The organism is Ningiella algicola (assembly GCF_028401415.2).
Classification (GTDB): Bacteria; Pseudomonadota; Gammaproteobacteria; order Enterobacterales; family Alteromonadaceae; genus Glaciecola.
The window spans coordinates 2,381,725-2,397,378 of the sequence record NZ_CP171821.2 but is presented as its reverse complement, the minus strand read 5'-3'; the positions used below and the strand labels follow the sequence as shown (position 1 = coordinate 2,397,378).

At 43.8% G+C, this 15,654-nt stretch carries 11 protein-coding genes; 4 read left to right on the top strand and 7 right to left on the bottom strand.

The annotated features are described in order from the left end of the window. Positions 1 to 970 precede the first annotated feature (970 nt). Positions 971 to 1,576 carry an SAP domain-containing protein gene (locus tag PN836_RS10440; RefSeq protein WP_395338079.1) on the top strand — a complete coding sequence of 202 codons (606 nt, stop codon included), beginning with the start codon at positions 971 to 973 and terminating at the stop codon, positions 1,574 to 1,576. A 221-nt stretch (positions 1,577 to 1,797) separates the two neighbouring features. Here PN836_RS10440 and PN836_RS10435 read toward each other — a convergent pair whose 3' ends face one another. The 3 genes from PN836_RS10435 to PN836_RS10425 form a co-directional block, all read right to left on the bottom strand. After that, positions 1,798 to 3,456 carry a diguanylate cyclase domain-containing protein gene (locus PN836_RS10435; RefSeq protein ID WP_395338077.1) on the bottom strand — a complete coding sequence of 553 codons (1,659 nt, stop codon included), beginning with the start codon at positions 3,454 to 3,456 and terminating at the stop codon, positions 1,798 to 1,800. 126 nt (positions 3,457 to 3,582) lie between these two features. Continuing rightward, positions 3,583 to 5,274 carry a cisplatin damage response ATP-dependent DNA ligase gene (locus PN836_RS10430; RefSeq protein ID WP_395338076.1) on the bottom strand — a complete coding sequence of 564 codons (1,692 nt, stop codon included), beginning with the start codon at positions 5,272 to 5,274 and terminating at the stop codon, positions 3,583 to 3,585. Positions 5,275 to 5,283: 9 nt separating this feature from the next. Beyond that, positions 5,284 to 6,297: a ligase-associated DNA damage response exonuclease gene (locus PN836_RS10425; RefSeq protein ID WP_395338074.1), complete on the bottom strand. Its 1,014-nt coding sequence runs from the start codon at positions 6,295 to 6,297 to the stop codon at positions 5,284 to 5,286. 442 nt (positions 6,298 to 6,739) lie between these two features. Here PN836_RS10425 and PN836_RS10420 point away from each other — a divergent pair, with 442 nt between their 5' ends. From PN836_RS10420 to PN836_RS10410, 3 genes are all read left to right on the top strand, one after another. Then, complete coding sequence (locus PN836_RS10420; protein WP_415926402.1) at positions 6,740 to 9,145, top strand: ligase-associated DNA damage response DEXH box helicase; 2,406 nt, start codon at positions 6,740 to 6,742, stop codon at positions 9,143 to 9,145. Between the two features lie 10 nt (positions 9,146 to 9,155). Continuing rightward, positions 9,156 to 9,884 carry a ligase-associated DNA damage response endonuclease PdeM gene (gene pdeM, locus PN836_RS10415; RefSeq protein ID WP_395338070.1) on the top strand — a complete coding sequence of 243 codons (729 nt, stop codon included), beginning with the start codon at positions 9,156 to 9,158 and terminating at the stop codon, positions 9,882 to 9,884. A gap of 158 nt (positions 9,885 to 10,042) precedes the next feature. Beyond that, the gene (locus PN836_RS10410) at positions 10,043 to 10,684 is read left to right on the top strand and encodes a hypothetical protein (RefSeq protein ID WP_395338068.1); all 642 of its coding nucleotides are present in this window, start codon (positions 10,043 to 10,045) and stop codon (positions 10,682 to 10,684) included. Between the two features lie 52 nt (positions 10,685 to 10,736). On the opposite strand, the gene PN836_RS10405 is transcribed toward PN836_RS10410, so the two are convergent. Genes PN836_RS10405 through folM form a run of 4 tightly spaced genes read right to left on the bottom strand, consistent with a single transcriptional unit; the run spans position 10,737 to position 15,551 of the window. Then, the gene (locus PN836_RS10405; RefSeq protein ID WP_395338066.1) at positions 10,737 to 11,645 is read right to left on the bottom strand and encodes a carbon-nitrogen hydrolase; all 909 of its coding nucleotides are present in this window, start codon (positions 11,643 to 11,645) and stop codon (positions 10,737 to 10,739) included. Between the two features lie 31 nt (positions 11,646 to 11,676). Next, positions 11,677 to 12,753 (bottom strand): agmatine deiminase family protein, encoded by a 1,077-nt coding sequence (locus tag PN836_RS10400; RefSeq protein ID WP_395338065.1) that lies wholly within the window; start codon positions 12,751 to 12,753, stop codon positions 11,677 to 11,679. Then, on the bottom strand, positions 12,754 to 14,841 hold the full coding sequence (locus PN836_RS10395) for a TonB-dependent receptor (RefSeq protein ID WP_395338063.1): 2,088 nt from the start codon (positions 14,839 to 14,841) through the stop codon (positions 12,754 to 12,756). Then, a complete protein-coding gene (gene folM, locus PN836_RS10390; RefSeq protein WP_395338062.1) occupies positions 14,838 to 15,551 on the bottom strand; it encodes a dihydromonapterin reductase in 714 nt (237 codons plus the stop codon). The genes PN836_RS10395 and folM overlap by 4 nt, the downstream gene beginning before the upstream one ends. Between the last annotated feature and the right edge of the window lie 103 nt (positions 15,552 to 15,654).

Here is a 15,654-nt window from a genome sequence, read left to right as displayed (position 1 = left end):
CAGATTCGATAGATTAGGCTACGGTGACCGCGCGCAGCCCAGTCGACATGTCGCTGGATCGTTTGGTTATCATCAAATGTTGTTACTGGCGGGGCGCGGAGTGGCGGTAACAGTGATGGTAACGATGTAGTAATTGGCGAGGCTATCTTATCGAGATGGTCGATGATCTTATTGATCATAAGTAGATCCGCGATGCAAGCAATGATTTTGACATTGTGTTTTGTGCAGTGCTCACACTGCGTAGCCAAACAATCATGTCTGGACTGAAGTGATAGTGTTTTTGCAGATAGATTATTTTTTCTTCAATCGGCTTGGCAATCCTCAATTTGTGATTATCAGGACTAAATCGGGCAATGAATTTACTTTTAATAAAAAGATGAGTTTAGACGATACTACCCTTCATGTTGTTCCCTCGCTCTTCTTCGATAAGGAGGGAGAAGGTAAGGTAGGGCTGAAAGTTCCACGAGACAAGCCGCTCAAGATGCTTCTAGAAAGACTTAGATTACCAAAAAATATAATTCATAAATTCGAAGCACAGTGTGATGATAATGTAAAAGGGTGGTGCGGCTCCTTGGTTAAAGCGAACATGTCTGCTACCTAATCACTATTTCCTATCAGTGCTTTTGACTGACGACTTTGTGGTTTAAAGCAGGCTTATTTAGTTTCTATTGATTTGACGGGAGCTAACTACAAAAATTAATTCATACAAAACACAATGCGACGACAATTTTTGAAAGTTGCATGTTTAACGCGTTTAATTATAGTGCAAACAGCTTGTGGCTCCATCTTGAAACAGAACAATAGAATACGAGGCTAAACATTATTAAATGACACGTTCTCGCCATCAGCATAGATTTTAGAGAAACGAAACTCCTATTCAAAAAATGCTTGGCTAGCTGAACGTTTTTAATTGTTTTGATCTTTTAGGCATGATGAAAAATAAAAATAATAAAAAAGAGCCTAAGCACTTATGCAAATTGCTTCTTCTATCTATTTTCTTAAAGTCCCAGAACTAAAAGCGCTCGCGCAAAAAGCAGCTTTGTCACCAAAGGGTAGCAAGCAAACGCTGATAAATACTTTGCTCCATTTTATTGAGCCAAATACCAAAGAACAGACATCGAGTTCTGCAAAGACTTCGTGTTTACCAAGACTTTCGGCTGTTGCACTTTCAAAAATCAAAGTCGATTACGATCCGAACCAATACATCATCCCTGGTGTTTATAGTAATAATAAGAAATATAGAGCTTTATTTAAAAACATGATTGGCCCGCATTTTTCTTTCAAAAGCTACGGCATGGATTGGATAAAAGACAAATGGAAAAGCGGCGAATATCCAAGCTATGAAGAGTTTGCAAACTACTGGCAGCAAGAGTATGAAAGAAGAAAAACAGATGATTCATTTAGCTCTCCTGACACTTTACAGCGTGTGAACTTCTTCAGAATGATGAAAGGTAAAGGTCATACTAAAGAAGCGCTTGAGGCGTCATGGAAAGAAAAAAGAGAGCTGCATGCACGCTACGCTAAGCAATACTTGCTTGCTCAGATTGATAAGGTTTTAGCGAAAAGCGACGGGTAAATAATTTTTTAGCTGCGTAATAAGCGCACAAAGTGCAGCGCGCGTGCAAGACTTAGCTAAATTGTTTATAAATTCTAATAACGAAGTCGCGATGTTTGAAATTGGTTTTAATTAACTACGATTAAAGAAGAAAAAGGAAAAAAAAAGCCTTCAGCATGCAAAGATGTGAAGGCTCAATCAATTCTACTTCTATAATTCACCAGAATCGATAAGCGGGGGACCTAGGAACGACCTTGCTCGCTATGCGCAACGACGCAGTTTCTTCCCTTGCGCTTTGCGGTATATAAACGCTCGTCGACTTCTCTAAGCACATCTTTAGCGCTAAGTTCTTTAGTACCGTTATACGTAAAACAACCAGCACTTATTGTTACGTGCTTTGCGACCCGTGAACTCGCATGGTCTAACTGTAAGTGTTCAACCGACGAGCGCATCTCCTCTGCTAGTTTTTGAGCGCCGTGTATATCTGTATTAGGAAGCAGACATATGAATTCTTCACCGCCAAAGCGAGCGACTTCATCGGTGGGACGAGATAAACTTCGGGCAATTGTACTGGCAACAGTGCGCAGGCAATCGTCACCTTTTAAATGACCGTACTCGTCGTTATATTCTTTGAAATGATCAATATCAATCATGATTAAACTTAAGTTGCTTTGAGCGAGCTTTGCCCTGCTGTATTCAAATTCGAATTTTTCATCAAACCAACGCCGATTCGCTAGCTCTGTCAGACTATCTTTCTGAGAAATGCCGGTAAGCCAAATATTCATTTCTTCTTCGCGTTTGATACGATCCATCATTTCATTGATTTCGTGGCTCAAAATGGCTAGCTCATCCTTACCTGACATCTCTATTCTTTCTGATGTTCCTGCTTGTTTTTGGCGCAGTTGGTGCAGTAAGTTGGTAAATCGATCGACGACTAAACGCTGAGAAATAAAACGCAAGATCAAAGTGGTCACTATCACAATGGCCATTGCAACTGAAAACAAAATGAGTTTTAAGTTACTTTTAGTTTGCGCTAAGAGTGAAGTGTCAAACTCTATTTTGAGAAATGCTTTAAAGCCGACCTGCCGATAAGACTGCAAATCCACATGCTCCATGAGTATATTCGTGTCATCCGCAGGCATCATTTCACCATTAAACAGTGCACGCGCTGCTTTGTCCTCTATTCTATTACCTGGGTTGAACAGCGACCATTGATCTACGGGGCTGAGTATAAATAAATCGACCTGTTTAATTTCACGATATTTATCTACTAGCTCTTTAACATAATCACCAAACAGATAGTCAGCGAGCTGTTCATTTTTTTGGCGCGCTAGACGCTTCGCTAAATCGTAATCGCCATTGATGATAAGATCGCTTCCTTCAACGCTATAGTAGGCATATTTTTTTAAATTGCCGTCGACCGTCGATAGCGATACACGATGGGTGAAAAAAGCATTATTGTTCATTAGCTGACGTAAATTGTTTTCGTAATCTTCGCCATAGCCTGTCATATCCAGGCCCACTTCACTGCTGGACGTGCTGGCAAAAACGATCAGGTTTTTATCGATTAAATGGAGGTCCGACAGGCGATATTTATTTCGTAAACTATTTAGCAAGGCCTCGTTAATTTCATTGTTTGAGAGATTTAGCGCTTGTAATTCTTCAGCCAGCTTCGGAAGAGATTCCGCTAGCTCTTGATCCCAGCGCTTCTCAACGAGAAGCAACAATCGGTCAAACACTTCAATATCTTGGCTAATACTGCTAGCAATAGCGTGTCGCTGTGTTGCACCGCTTTGTGTTAAAAAATTATCTAAGATCCAAATGGTTACAGCATAAATAACCACTGCAGCCACTAGGCTAACGGCTGATATTAACAAATTAAGTTTTCGACGAAGAAGCATTAAGAACCACGCATAATGAATGCACGTTGCGGACAATAGCTTAAAAACGATGCATTTTGCAAAAAGATGAACGTGTTCAAACTTCAATATCCCGGAACATCATTGTTTATTTCTACTTGAGGCTCATCAAATCATGTCAATTAGAGTATCTAATACATCCGCTTCTGCAGCAGGCTTATCCCAACGAATTCGGCTAATTCTCGGAAATCGCAAGGCCACACCCGACTTGTGCCGTTTAGAGTGATGCACCGAATCAAAGGCAACTTCAAATACCAACTCTTTTTTAACCTCTTTAACCGGGCCAAATCGACCTATCGTATTTTTACGAACCCAATTGTCCAATTGCTTGAGCTCGGCGTCTGTAAACCCTGAGTACGCTTTTCCAACAGGCAGAAGCGTATCGCCCTGCCAGCACCCGAAGGTAAAATCGGAATAAAATGAGGAGCGTTTGCCATGACCTCGCTGTGCATACATTATTACCGTATCAATAATGCGAGGGTCTCGCTTCCACTTATACCACTTTCCCTTCGGCCTGCCAGATACGTATTGACTGTCTTTTCGCTTAAGCATAAGGCCTTCAATATAGCCTTGCTCAAGACTTGAGGCGCTTTCTCTGAGTTGTTCTAATTCAGCGTTTGTCGAGAATGCCAAGGGTTTTGATAGATACAAGTGGGTGTATGGTTGACCTTCGTGCCAAGCTTGAAGCGTGTTAAAACGTTCTTCTAAGCGTGATTCTCGCAAGTCTTTTTGCCCGAGTTTAAGTGCATCGTACAAAATAATGCCTGTGGGATATTCATTGATGAGTTTTTTGCTCGGCTTCTTTTTATTGAGGCGCTGCTGCAGCTCATTGAAAGAGGCAATTTGAAAATGCGACTCGATGTTGCTGAGAGCTTGGGTGACCACGTCGGCATCCGCTGGTGCAGGGGAATCTGACTTGACCTTGTCTCTAGCGTTGTTCAATGCGACAAGTTCGCCATCGAATATGCCTTGTATATCATTTGTGTTTAAGGATTCAAGAATCTCAGGGAATGAGCCACTGATATCGTCACCAGTTCTGCTGAAAAGCGCTTTGCCCGCTTGAGTAACAACAAGCTGAACTCTTATACCATCAAATTTCCACTCAGCTTGCCATTGGTTTGCAACAAGACTGGTGAGCGCACTCTCATCAAATGGATGAGACAGCATGACGGGTTGGAAGGTAACGCTGTTACTAACGTCGGGTTTGTCTGCTTTGCCTTCTAAATAATTTAGCAGCTCTAAATAGGGTGGAGACATGGCGTGCCATAGCCTTTCAACATCTTCTACGCTGATAGATTGCCCGCAATGCTGAGCATACTCCGCAAGCACTTTTTTTAAGAAGCGAACTGAAACACCAATTCGTAGTCCACGGGTACCAAGTTTCAACAAAGCCCAGCGCTGTGGTGCGTCCATACTGTTTAATAAGCGTATGAGAAATAGACGATTATCAGCACGCTTACCTTGCGAAAAGCATTCAATAATTTCATGTAGCGCGGGCAGATTCTCAAAACGCGGTGGATCATCTATTTGTGGCTGCCATAGGTGAGATACGGTTTCGCTCATCTCTCCTACGTAATCGTAGCTGAGCTCAAATAATAGTGGGTCAACGCGTTCGGTAATTAAGTCTTTAATCAACTTGCGCTTAAAAAAATCAAAGCTTAATGTTCCTGCAATGGCGGAAATTGCCCAGCCTCGGTCAGGATCGGGAGTATTGGCCAAATACTCTTTGATTAACGCCGCTTTTGCTAGGTTGCTCGATGTGAAGTAAAGTTTATCGACTAATTGCGCAAATGATTCCATGCAAACCCTCTAGCTCTCATCTTCGTCATAGCCTACGAGCGAAAGCGCCTTTGCTTTATAACCCATCTTTTGTGCCTGATGAACCAAGGCTTGTTCACGGCCATGCGTGACCCAAACTTCGCCCGGATCAACTTCTGTGATGGTTTGAATCAACTCGGGCCAGTCACAATGGTCGCTTATGATGAGCGGCAACTCGGCTCGCCTTTGCTTGGAGCGTGCGCGAATTTGCATCCAACCGGATGCCATGGCGGTGATTACGTTAGGAAGCTTTCTTGACCATCTATCGTTAAGCGCTGATGGGGGTGCGAGTACTAACTTACCTGCTAAGCTCTTTGTGTTAGCCACGTCTTTAACAGCAATGAGCTCACCCAAGTCTGCACCGTGCTCTTGGTAGAAAGCACACAGTTTTAAGAGCGCGCCATGCAGATAAATGGGTTCGTCAAAACCGAGCTCTCGTAAGGCGATAATAAGGCGCTGACATTTCCCTAGTGCATACACTCCAACTAAATGACAGCGTTGTGGGAAAAGCAACATTGAATCAATAAGTTTTTGCATCTCATCGTTGATTCGAGGATGTTTGAATACGGGTAAGCCAAAGGTTGCTTCGGTGACAAACACATCACAAGGCGTTACCTCAAAGGCTGGGCAGGTCGGATCAAAATGGCGTTTGTAATCACCTGACAACACTAATCGATGATCAGCATGGTCAATTACGGCCTGTGCGGAGCCTAAAATATGCCCGGCGGGCACAAAGTGCAGTTGTCCTTTGCCTATGGCAACTTGTTGCGCATATTCAAGCGGGCGAGGGGATACGCAAAAATCGTCGCCATAGCGAATTTTCATGATCCCTAGGGTTTCAGGCGTTGCAAACACTTCTTCATGGCCAGGTCTGGCATGGTCTGCATGCCCGTGAGTAATAATTGCACGTTTGACAGGCTGCATGGGATCGATATACGCGTCCAAGGCGCTACAGTAAAGCCCATTGTTATCTGTCTTTATCCAATGCTGAGGGTGCTTGGCCAAACTTCGTTTCCGTTTTTTATAATAACTGTGTGAGTACGCACAGCACCATACAAAGTTTTATTTAAAACTCTTAAGGGTGTTTTACTGTAAACAATTCGTGAAGTGTTTGCGTTAGAACCTTCTTCGATTATAAATCGCATGACTTTCGAGCCTATGGAGGAGGCAAGGTATGTGAAAACCGCTGTGAACCCGTCCTTGGGCGCTCAACGAAATCTTCCATGATTTCGATGTTTTCACATACCTTGCCTCCTCCATAGGCTCGAAAGTCATAGTCTGAGATTCGATTGATGACGATAGGTCCTAACACGAATAAGTAATTACAATATGAGGTTGAGCTATTTCGTCGTTAAACTATCAATCTGAAAAACGTGCTCGAGTGCCGGATTTGTTTAAACAGTGGTTTGAGCAAAAAGGCTGGCAAATTCGCAATTATCAAAAGCAGATGCTCACCGCCTTTGCAAGGGCGCAGTCGAGCCTGCTTATTGCGCCAACTGGTGCGGGAAAAACGCTTTCAGGTTTTTTGCCTGTCTTAATCGATATTTATAACGATCAACAAAAAGAAAAGCGAAGGGGGAGAAAGGCAAAGAAAACACTGCATACTTTATATATATCGCCGCTAAAGGCCTTGACTCATGATATTGAGCGCAACCTAACTCAGCCAGTTACGGATATGAAATTGAATATTGAGGTGGCAAGCAGAACGGGTGATACTACCGCTTATCAGCGTCAAAAACAGCGCAAATCTCCTCCCCACATTTTACTTACCACACCTGAGTCTTTGATGTTGATGCTCTCATACACCGATGCGCCGCAGATATTTGCTAATTTAAAGTGTGTGATTATTGACGAAGTCCATAGTTTTGCACATACAAAACGCGGTGATTTTACAGCGCTTGCGCTTGCCAGGCTCACTTACTTGTGCTCAGGTTATGTGCGCTATGGATTGTCTGCAACAGTGGCATACCCGCAGGTGCTGGCAAGTTGGTTAGGCGCAGATGGCATTCCATGCAACATTATTGAGGCAAAAACAAGAGTTAAGCCTAGAGTGAGTATTCTGAAAACGAAAGCGCGGATCCCTTTTGGTGGCTACATGGCAAAATATGCTATCAAAGATGTGTACAAGGCCATATGTGATGCGGGCACCAGTATTGTGTTTGTGAATACTCGAGCCACTGCCGAATTGATCTTTCAAGCGCTTTGGGAAGTCAATAGTTTGGTATTGCCCATTGCAATTTATCATGGCTCTTTGAGCAAAGAGCAACGTGCTAAAACGGAAAATATGATGGCGCTGGGTCAGCTTAAGGCGATTGTGGCGACTTCTGCGCTTGAATTAGGTATCGATTGGGGGGATGTGGATTTGGTCATCCAGATGGGTGCTCCGAAGGGCGTTAGTCGCTTGTTGCAGCGCATTGGCCGGTCAAATCACCGTTTAGATGAACCCTCAAAAGCGATTTTGGTGCCCGGAAATCGTTTTGAGTCACTGGAATGCTTATCAGCAATCAACGCAATAAAGAAGGGCGAGCTCGATGGTGATGCACCTATGTCTGGCGCATTGGATATTTTGCCGCAGTTTATTTTAAATTGCTTGTGTAGTGAGCCCTCAGGCATTGATACAATTTTCGCCCAAGTTACCCAAGCGCCGCCTTACAGTAGTATTGACAAAAACACCTTCGAACAGCTTTGGCGCTTTACTGAAAACGGCGGATACGCACTCGCATCTTATGAGCGATATAACCGACTGGTTGAGGTGGCGCCCGACATATACAAGCCGGCGTCTAAGCGTGTCATCATGCGCCATCGACAAAATATAGGTACGATTGTTGAAGCTGGCAGATTGAAAGTGAAGCGTTTGCGCCGCTCACATCAAGGCAAAATTATTGGTGAGGTTGAGGAATATTTTGCGCAGCAGTTGGTGAAAGGCGATACCTTTTTCTTCGCAGGTGAAGTCCTTCGTTTCGAGGGCATCAGGGATATGATGGTAGAGGCTCGACCAGGAAAAGCAAAAGAGCCAAAGGTTCCGAGCTACGTTGGTGGGCAGATGCCGCTTTCGACTTACTTAGCGGATGCGGTGCGAGCCTTGCTGAATCAGCCCGAAAACTGGAACAAATTGCCAAAGCAGGTGGTTGAGTGGCTTAACTTACAAAGGGAGTTTTCTCAACTTCCCCGCATTGATCGAGTGTTGATTGAGCAATTTCCATTTCGCAAAACCGAGTTTGTGTTGTTCTATACATTTGAGGGGCGCAAAGCCAATCAAACGCTTGGCATGCTTATTACTCGCAGAATGGAAAAGTTAGGCTTGCAGCCTTTAAGTTTTTCTATTACCGACTACGGCTTATCTATTTGCTCACTAAAAAAAGTCACGAGCGAGCATATTCCAAGACTGTTTAATCCAGATATTTTAGGAGATGAATTAGAGGACTGGATGTTAGAGGCGGCGATGTTAAAACGTTCATTTAGGCGGGTGGCCGTGGTCAGTGGCTTAATAGAGCAACAATATCATAGCACTAAAAAAACTATGCGACAGGTCACTTTCTCCACTGACTTGATATACGATACGCTTCGCGAATATGACAAAGATCACGTGCTGTTGCGCGTAACACGTGAAGATGCTGAACGTGAACTGCTGGATTTGTCGCGAACCGCTGATTTATTGATACGCTTTGACGGAGCTTTTGATTTTAAGTGCTTAGAAAAGCCCTCACCAATGTCTATTCCCATTGTGCTGGATGTGCGCAGTGAACAAGTCACTGGTGCAGGCACACAAGCCTTGCTGGAACAAGCGAATTTATATCAGGAAGCGGAAGACATGATGGACGATATTCGTGAGCTTTTAAGCCAAGCGCATTGAGTAGTAAAAGATGATTGCACAAGAACAACTCAAACAATACGTATTAGACAATACCATCATTCCCGTTAAGTTTTGTGATCACAAGTTAATTGTTGATGGGCGAGCGGTGCTTTTTTGGCCAGCTCACGATTTACTGGTGTTTTCGGATCTTCACTTTGAGAAAGGCAGTTTTCTCAGTCAGTTTGCGCATCCCCTTCCACGCTTTGATACCCGAGAAACTATCAAGCGAATGGAACATTTGATAAGCATTTATCAACCTTCAGTGGTTATTTGTTTAGGTGATAGTTTTCATGATGGCAACGCTGGCTCAAGGTTAGAAAGCGATGACATCGCTGCAATAAATGACATGGTAAGGTCAGTGACCAAGTGGATTTGGGTGCTTGGAAATCACGACCCTGATATTCCCGAAAGCCTGCTAGGAAAGCGACAGCATCACTGTATCTTTTCAGGCGTACTGTTTGTGCACGAGCCGGAAGAAATTAGCACCTTCAAAGCGATGAACGGCGAGTTCTGCGACTCACAAATTGTGGGTCATTACCACCCTAAAACAAGCTACAAGCTCAGTCATAAAAAGCTGACCGATAAGTCGTTTATTGTGGGCGAAGATTTATTGTTAATGCCTGCATTTGGCAAGTACACTGGGGGGCTTAATAGTAATAGTGAGGTTATTAAATCTCTTTTCGACGGAAAAAAAATGCAAATTTTATTGACCTACCATACAAAGCTGTTTATGTTGTAAATATCTCTATACGCAGTCGATTTTAAGTAGCAAGCGTTTGTTTTATAAATAATTTCGAGCGCCGACGCATCACAGAATCAGAGTAGATGACAAAATATCCAAGCAAAATAATAATAATATGTTCTTGGTTTTCACTCGCAATCTTCTCTTTTGCGAGCATGGCAAGTGCCAGCTCTTTGGTGTTAGATAAGACAGAGTTACACGAAGAGCATAAGTACATTTATCAGACGCTAATAGACGCGTACAAGGATATAGGCGTCGGAATAAATTTCACCGAACTCCCTTATACGAGAAGTGTTGTCAGCGCGAATTCTAAAACGATTGATGGGATTATGCTTCGCGCTGAAAATCACACGCGAGGCTACTCTGACTTAATTCGAATAAAGCTCCCATTCCCTGTCAGTAATACTATTGTTGTCATCAATAAAACCTTATGTCCGAATTGCAAGCTTTCTCAACTCTATTCCATCGCGCACGTCTCTGGTTTTAGCTTCCCGGAAACAAGCTTGAACATATCGGGTAGCCAAAATTACAAGATTGAGCTTAGCGAAAACGAAAGGCTTTGGCATTTTTTCAAGGCAGGCAGAGTCAACGCAATAGTGACTTGCGATACGTATTTGCCCGAATCTTTGCGTGATGAAAGCAAATACCGTTATGTGCAAATAGAAAGTAATCAAATGTATCACTATTTGCATAAAGACCATCAGGCCATTGCCGAATCATTAAAAACAGCGTTGCAAAGCGCAGCAAATATGAGATCTGATTCCAAAACGCGCGCAGTACTGACTTCTCCCCAATAGTTAAGCTTTTTAACTAACTCGAGCGCTGTCTCTTATCCAGAGTTCGGGTTAACTACTTTCCCCAACGATTGTTAAGTCCGTCATATGCGTCAATTCTCCGGTCTCTGAAGTAGGGCCAAATGCGCTTGATGTCTTCGGTGCGCGATAAGTCTATGTCAGCCATGAGCAGCTGCTCCTGTGTATCGCTAGCAAGAGCGAGTAGCTCTCCCTGTGGGCCGGTAATAAAGCTATGCCCCCAGAAATCGATGCCTTCGCCATTTGTATCTGGCGAGACTTCATAGCCTACGCGATTAGCGACAACAACCGGAACAGAGTTTGCCACTGCATGAGCACGCTGAATAGTTTCCCAGGCATCTTGCTGACGCTTGCGCTCTTCCATCGTGTCGTTTCGATCCCAGCCGATTGCAGTGGGATAAAACAGTATGTCGGCGCCGTTCATTGCCATAAGACGGGCGGCTTCTGGATACCACTGATCCCAACAGACCAACACGCCTAATTTACCGACGCTGGTCTCAATAGGCTGGAAGCCTAAATCACCCGGCGTGAAATAAAACTTTTCATAGAAACCTGGATCGTCGGGAATATGCATTTTGCGATACATTCCTGCCATGTCGGTCTTTTTGTCAAACACAACAGCGGTGTTGTGATAAAGACCAGATGCACGTTTTTCAAATAAGGAGCAAATCAGCACAATTTGAAGCTGCTCAGCCAACGCTCCAAAAAACGCCGTAGCCTCGCCCGGGATTGGCTCGGCCAAATCGAAATTAGAAACGTCTTCGTTTTGACAAAAATATAAAGTGGAGTGAAGTTCTTGAAGTAAAATGCACTGACAACCATCTTCAACCAGCGCCTTTATCTTTTGAGCACTTGCTTGCCAGTTTTCGTGTTTGTTGTTGCTCGTGATAGCTTGCTGCACAAGCCCAACTCTCAATACGCTACTTTGCTTTGTCGTTGTTGTCATCTAAGTATCTTCCACATAGTCAAAACGTAATCTAAACGGTATAGCTTGCGAGGCCATTAGTTGCAAGCTCAAGTATTTCCGTTTTCATCGTGTTTTCAGGAATTTGCATCGTTACACAATGAAGCGAACCATATTGCTGCACTAAGCTTGAGCAATCGATAGGGATGACTTCGTGATTAGGAAAAGCTTTTTGTAGCGTTTCAATGGCTTGTTCATCTTCTTCTTGCTGATAAATAGGAGCCAGTATGCCTTTATTGCATATAAGAAAGTTTGCGTAAGAGGCGGGCAGTCGTTCGCCACTTGCATTATGTATTTCAGGTAAAGGCAGTTCGAATATTGCAAAGCCTGGAAAAGCATTTTTGATTTCCGCTTTCAAGGCGTTCAAAGGTTTGAAATGAAGGTCCGCTGGTCGATTAAAGGCGCTTTGCATCACAATCGAACGAAGGGGTGTGAACCTTGCTAATGTGTCGATGTGGCCGTCTGTATCATCACCCTCAAGATGTCCATGCTTGAATATATGACTTTCGCGTGCTCCTAAAACAGACTCAAACAGACTGCCGTAATCATCTAAGCTTAATTGCGAATTGCGTTTAGGGTTAAGAAGACAAGACGAGGTGCTCATCAGCATTTGGTTCTGGTCAATTTCAACGGCGCCGCCCTCGAGAACGGCAGCATGGTTGATTAAATCTTGTCTGCATAGTTTGCTAAGCAGTGTATTAACCTTATTATCTTTGCTAGCATCAAATTTTTCACCCCACCCGTTGAAGTTAAAGTTAACAGGCACGTTGCCATTAGCACTTTCACAGGTAATAAAGACGTAATCACGGGTCCAAGTATCGTTGTAGTCTACTTGAACAAGCAAGACTTTGGCATTCATGCTTACCATTGACTTTACCAGCCCAAGCTCGTCTTCAGGACATAGCAATATAACAAGCGCTGAGCAATGATTAATCGCTTCAATCAGCTGCAGATAAGTCTTGCGTACTTCATCAATCCATTCTTGCCAGTCGGTTTGCATATGAGGCCAAGCTAGCACAACTGCCTCTTGCTGCGCCCATTCAGGCAACATTGTTAAGGTGCCGTGAACGGCAGGCTTATCGATGTTCATTTAGACGTCCCATTTAATGCTGGCGAAAACACGCCTTGGCTGGCCAACAAAATAACGATAGCCGCCAAATGCAAAGTCAGCGCGCTCGGCGTAGTCTTCGTCAGTGAGATTGAATACGCTAAGTTTCAAACGCACATTATCTGACAGCTCATATTCTAAAGTCAGATCAAGCAATGAGTGACCTTCATACTCCGCTGTATTTTGAGGATCCAAGAAGTATTCAGAAAGGTATTGCCATGCAAGTTCCCAATAGAGCTTGTTGCCACTATCCCAGAGCAGGCGCGCGCCATAAAGCTCATCGGGTGCAGTATCGATGCGATTTCCTTTAATTGAAGTATTGGCAATGGCAAGATCGCTTTCATAGACGTGTTTTTGCCAGGTGGCGTTGGTGGAAAATCGCCAGTTTGGCGTGATTTGCCAACGATACTCTAGCTCTAATCCTCGGTGAGAAGTGTCGCCATCAGAAATAAACTGGCGGTCGGTATCTAGCACAATCACGTCTTGTTTTTGCATATCGAAATACGCTATATGCAGGCCGTGAGCGTCGGTATTGAATCGATAGCCAAGTTCAAAAGCGTCGATTCTCACCTCGTCTAAATCACTCGCCAGTTGATTGTTTTGCAGTCTGAACAATTCGGTGGCTTGAGGAGCGCGAAAACCCTGTGAATACTTAACATACGCTAAAGATGCATCATTAACAGAATACTCTAAAACAGCTTGCGGAGAAAACGAGGTAAAAGACAAAGATTGGTCACTTGGCCTTGAAAAGCGGCACACTTCAACCTCATCAGCGCAAGCGCTGCCATCACTTAATAGATTATCGTAGTCATACTCTGTGCGTTCAATACGCGTCCCGGCGATAAATGCAAGCTTGTTCCCGCGCCATTCACCCTGTACAAAGGCTGCAAAAACACTTGCATCAACATTGTAATCGTAATGTTCACCTTCAGGAATGCTGGGCGAAAAAGGCTCGTCTTGCGTTTCTCGTAAATTCGCTTGCGTAAAGTCAATATCAATTCCGCTTATCCAATCTGCGCCCAATCCATAATGGTTGTACTGTATTTTCAAACCCGCACTGCGGTGGCTGTTTTCTTCTAAGCCCTGCCAGGGTAAAAAATGCTGCAAGAACTGCATATCGTTCCATCGGATATAGGGCGTGATAGCTAAGGTTGAGTCATCTATTTGTGTGCTAAAGCTGGAATAGGCGCGTAGCGACTTTGCGTCCCTAAATGCTTCGGGATTTGGGTTAGTCTCTCTAATTTGTTCATCTGCATAGGCTTCAAAACCACGGATAAAGCCAGCCGTTTCTTGATTGAGATTTGCAATATCGACTACCGTTTTGTTGTCCCAGTTTTGACTGCCAAATCGAAAGTCTCTGCCTTGATAAATGAGGGTTGCTTTTTGTTGATCATAGCCACTGTCACTCTGAAAGCCGTTCTCTTGGGTCACATTACTTAGGAGTCTAAACGCGTGTTGGCCATTTTCGATTTGGATGTCGCCGGATAATCGAGCAAAGTCGTATGCGCCTAGCTGAAGGCCAAAAGAGGCGTTTGGATTTGTCAGTGCGCCATTTGAGTCAAATGCGTCAGGGCTAATGATATTGATTGCGCCATGCAATGCGTTGGTGCCGTACAAGGTGCTAGACGGACCTTTTAGCAGCTCAATACGCGCAGCTTGTTCACTGTTTGCATCAAACAGTTGATTGGCGTTGCAAAATCCAGGAGCGCGAAGGGATATACCGTCAAGTGCCATAAAAAAAGCGGCGCAGCTGCCCGCGCCCGTCAACACAGGAGAGCGGATAGCTGTAAGGTGTTCTTGTCCGTTCCCTCTGCTGATCCACGTACCTGAAATGCGTGACATAACTTGATTAATATGCTGCGCTTCAATAAGTGAAATCTCTTGGTTTGAAATCACGCTTAAGCTAGAAGCTACCTGTGAAAGTGCGATGGGGCGCTTAGTTGCGCTAACACTAATTACTTCAATATCTTGTTCCAGCGCACTTTCGTTTGCATGAACAACATTGCAATGGAGATATTGTGCACCGAACAACGCAAGGGTCAAAAGAAGCTTTCTCGGCAAACGAGTCATTTAAGATGCCTCCCGCCGTTAAGATGAATCGTTTGCCCAGTAATATACTGACTTTCGAGCAAGTAATTGACTGCTTTGACAGCTTCTTGCGCGCCAGGGCAGTTTTCAAGCAATGACTTCTTAAGTGCTTTTTTACGATACTCTGCACTGTCATGTTCATTAAACATAACCAGTGCTGGCGCAACACTGTTGACCTTTACTTTTGGCGCCATTAGCGCGCTAAATGACAGGGTCAAATTATGCAGTGCAGCCTTACTTGCTGCGTATGCAATATGTTTTTTGCTGCCTTTTTCCTGAACGTAATCCGTCATATGGACGATATCACCAAAGCCTTCATTAATTTGAAGAGCATCTTTAAATGCAAGGTTCATTTGATACGGAGCATTAGCATGCACTTGCATCATTTTTTGAAACAACGCGTTGTAGTCGGCGTTATCGGATTCTTGATCCCAATCTGATGCATTATGAATGATTGCTCTGAGCCCATCACCACCAATAAGCGCTTTTACTCGTTTAATACACGCTTTGACGCCTGCATCATTAGCAAAATCTGCTTGAATCATTTTCGCGCCAGCTTCACGCAAGGTCTGCACTGACGGCTTGTCGCTTCGATATGTTATAATCAGCGTTATGCCTTGCTGGAGTAAATCATTGGCAATAGCGAGGCCAAGGCGTTGAGCGCCTCCTGTGATTAAAATAGGGGTTTTCATAAACAGTGTATGTATTCCAAATGATTAAAAATAGGTAAGTATTAATAAGTACTTACTTTAAGGATAGCTATTTACGCGGAATATACATCTGTAGATCGCGCTT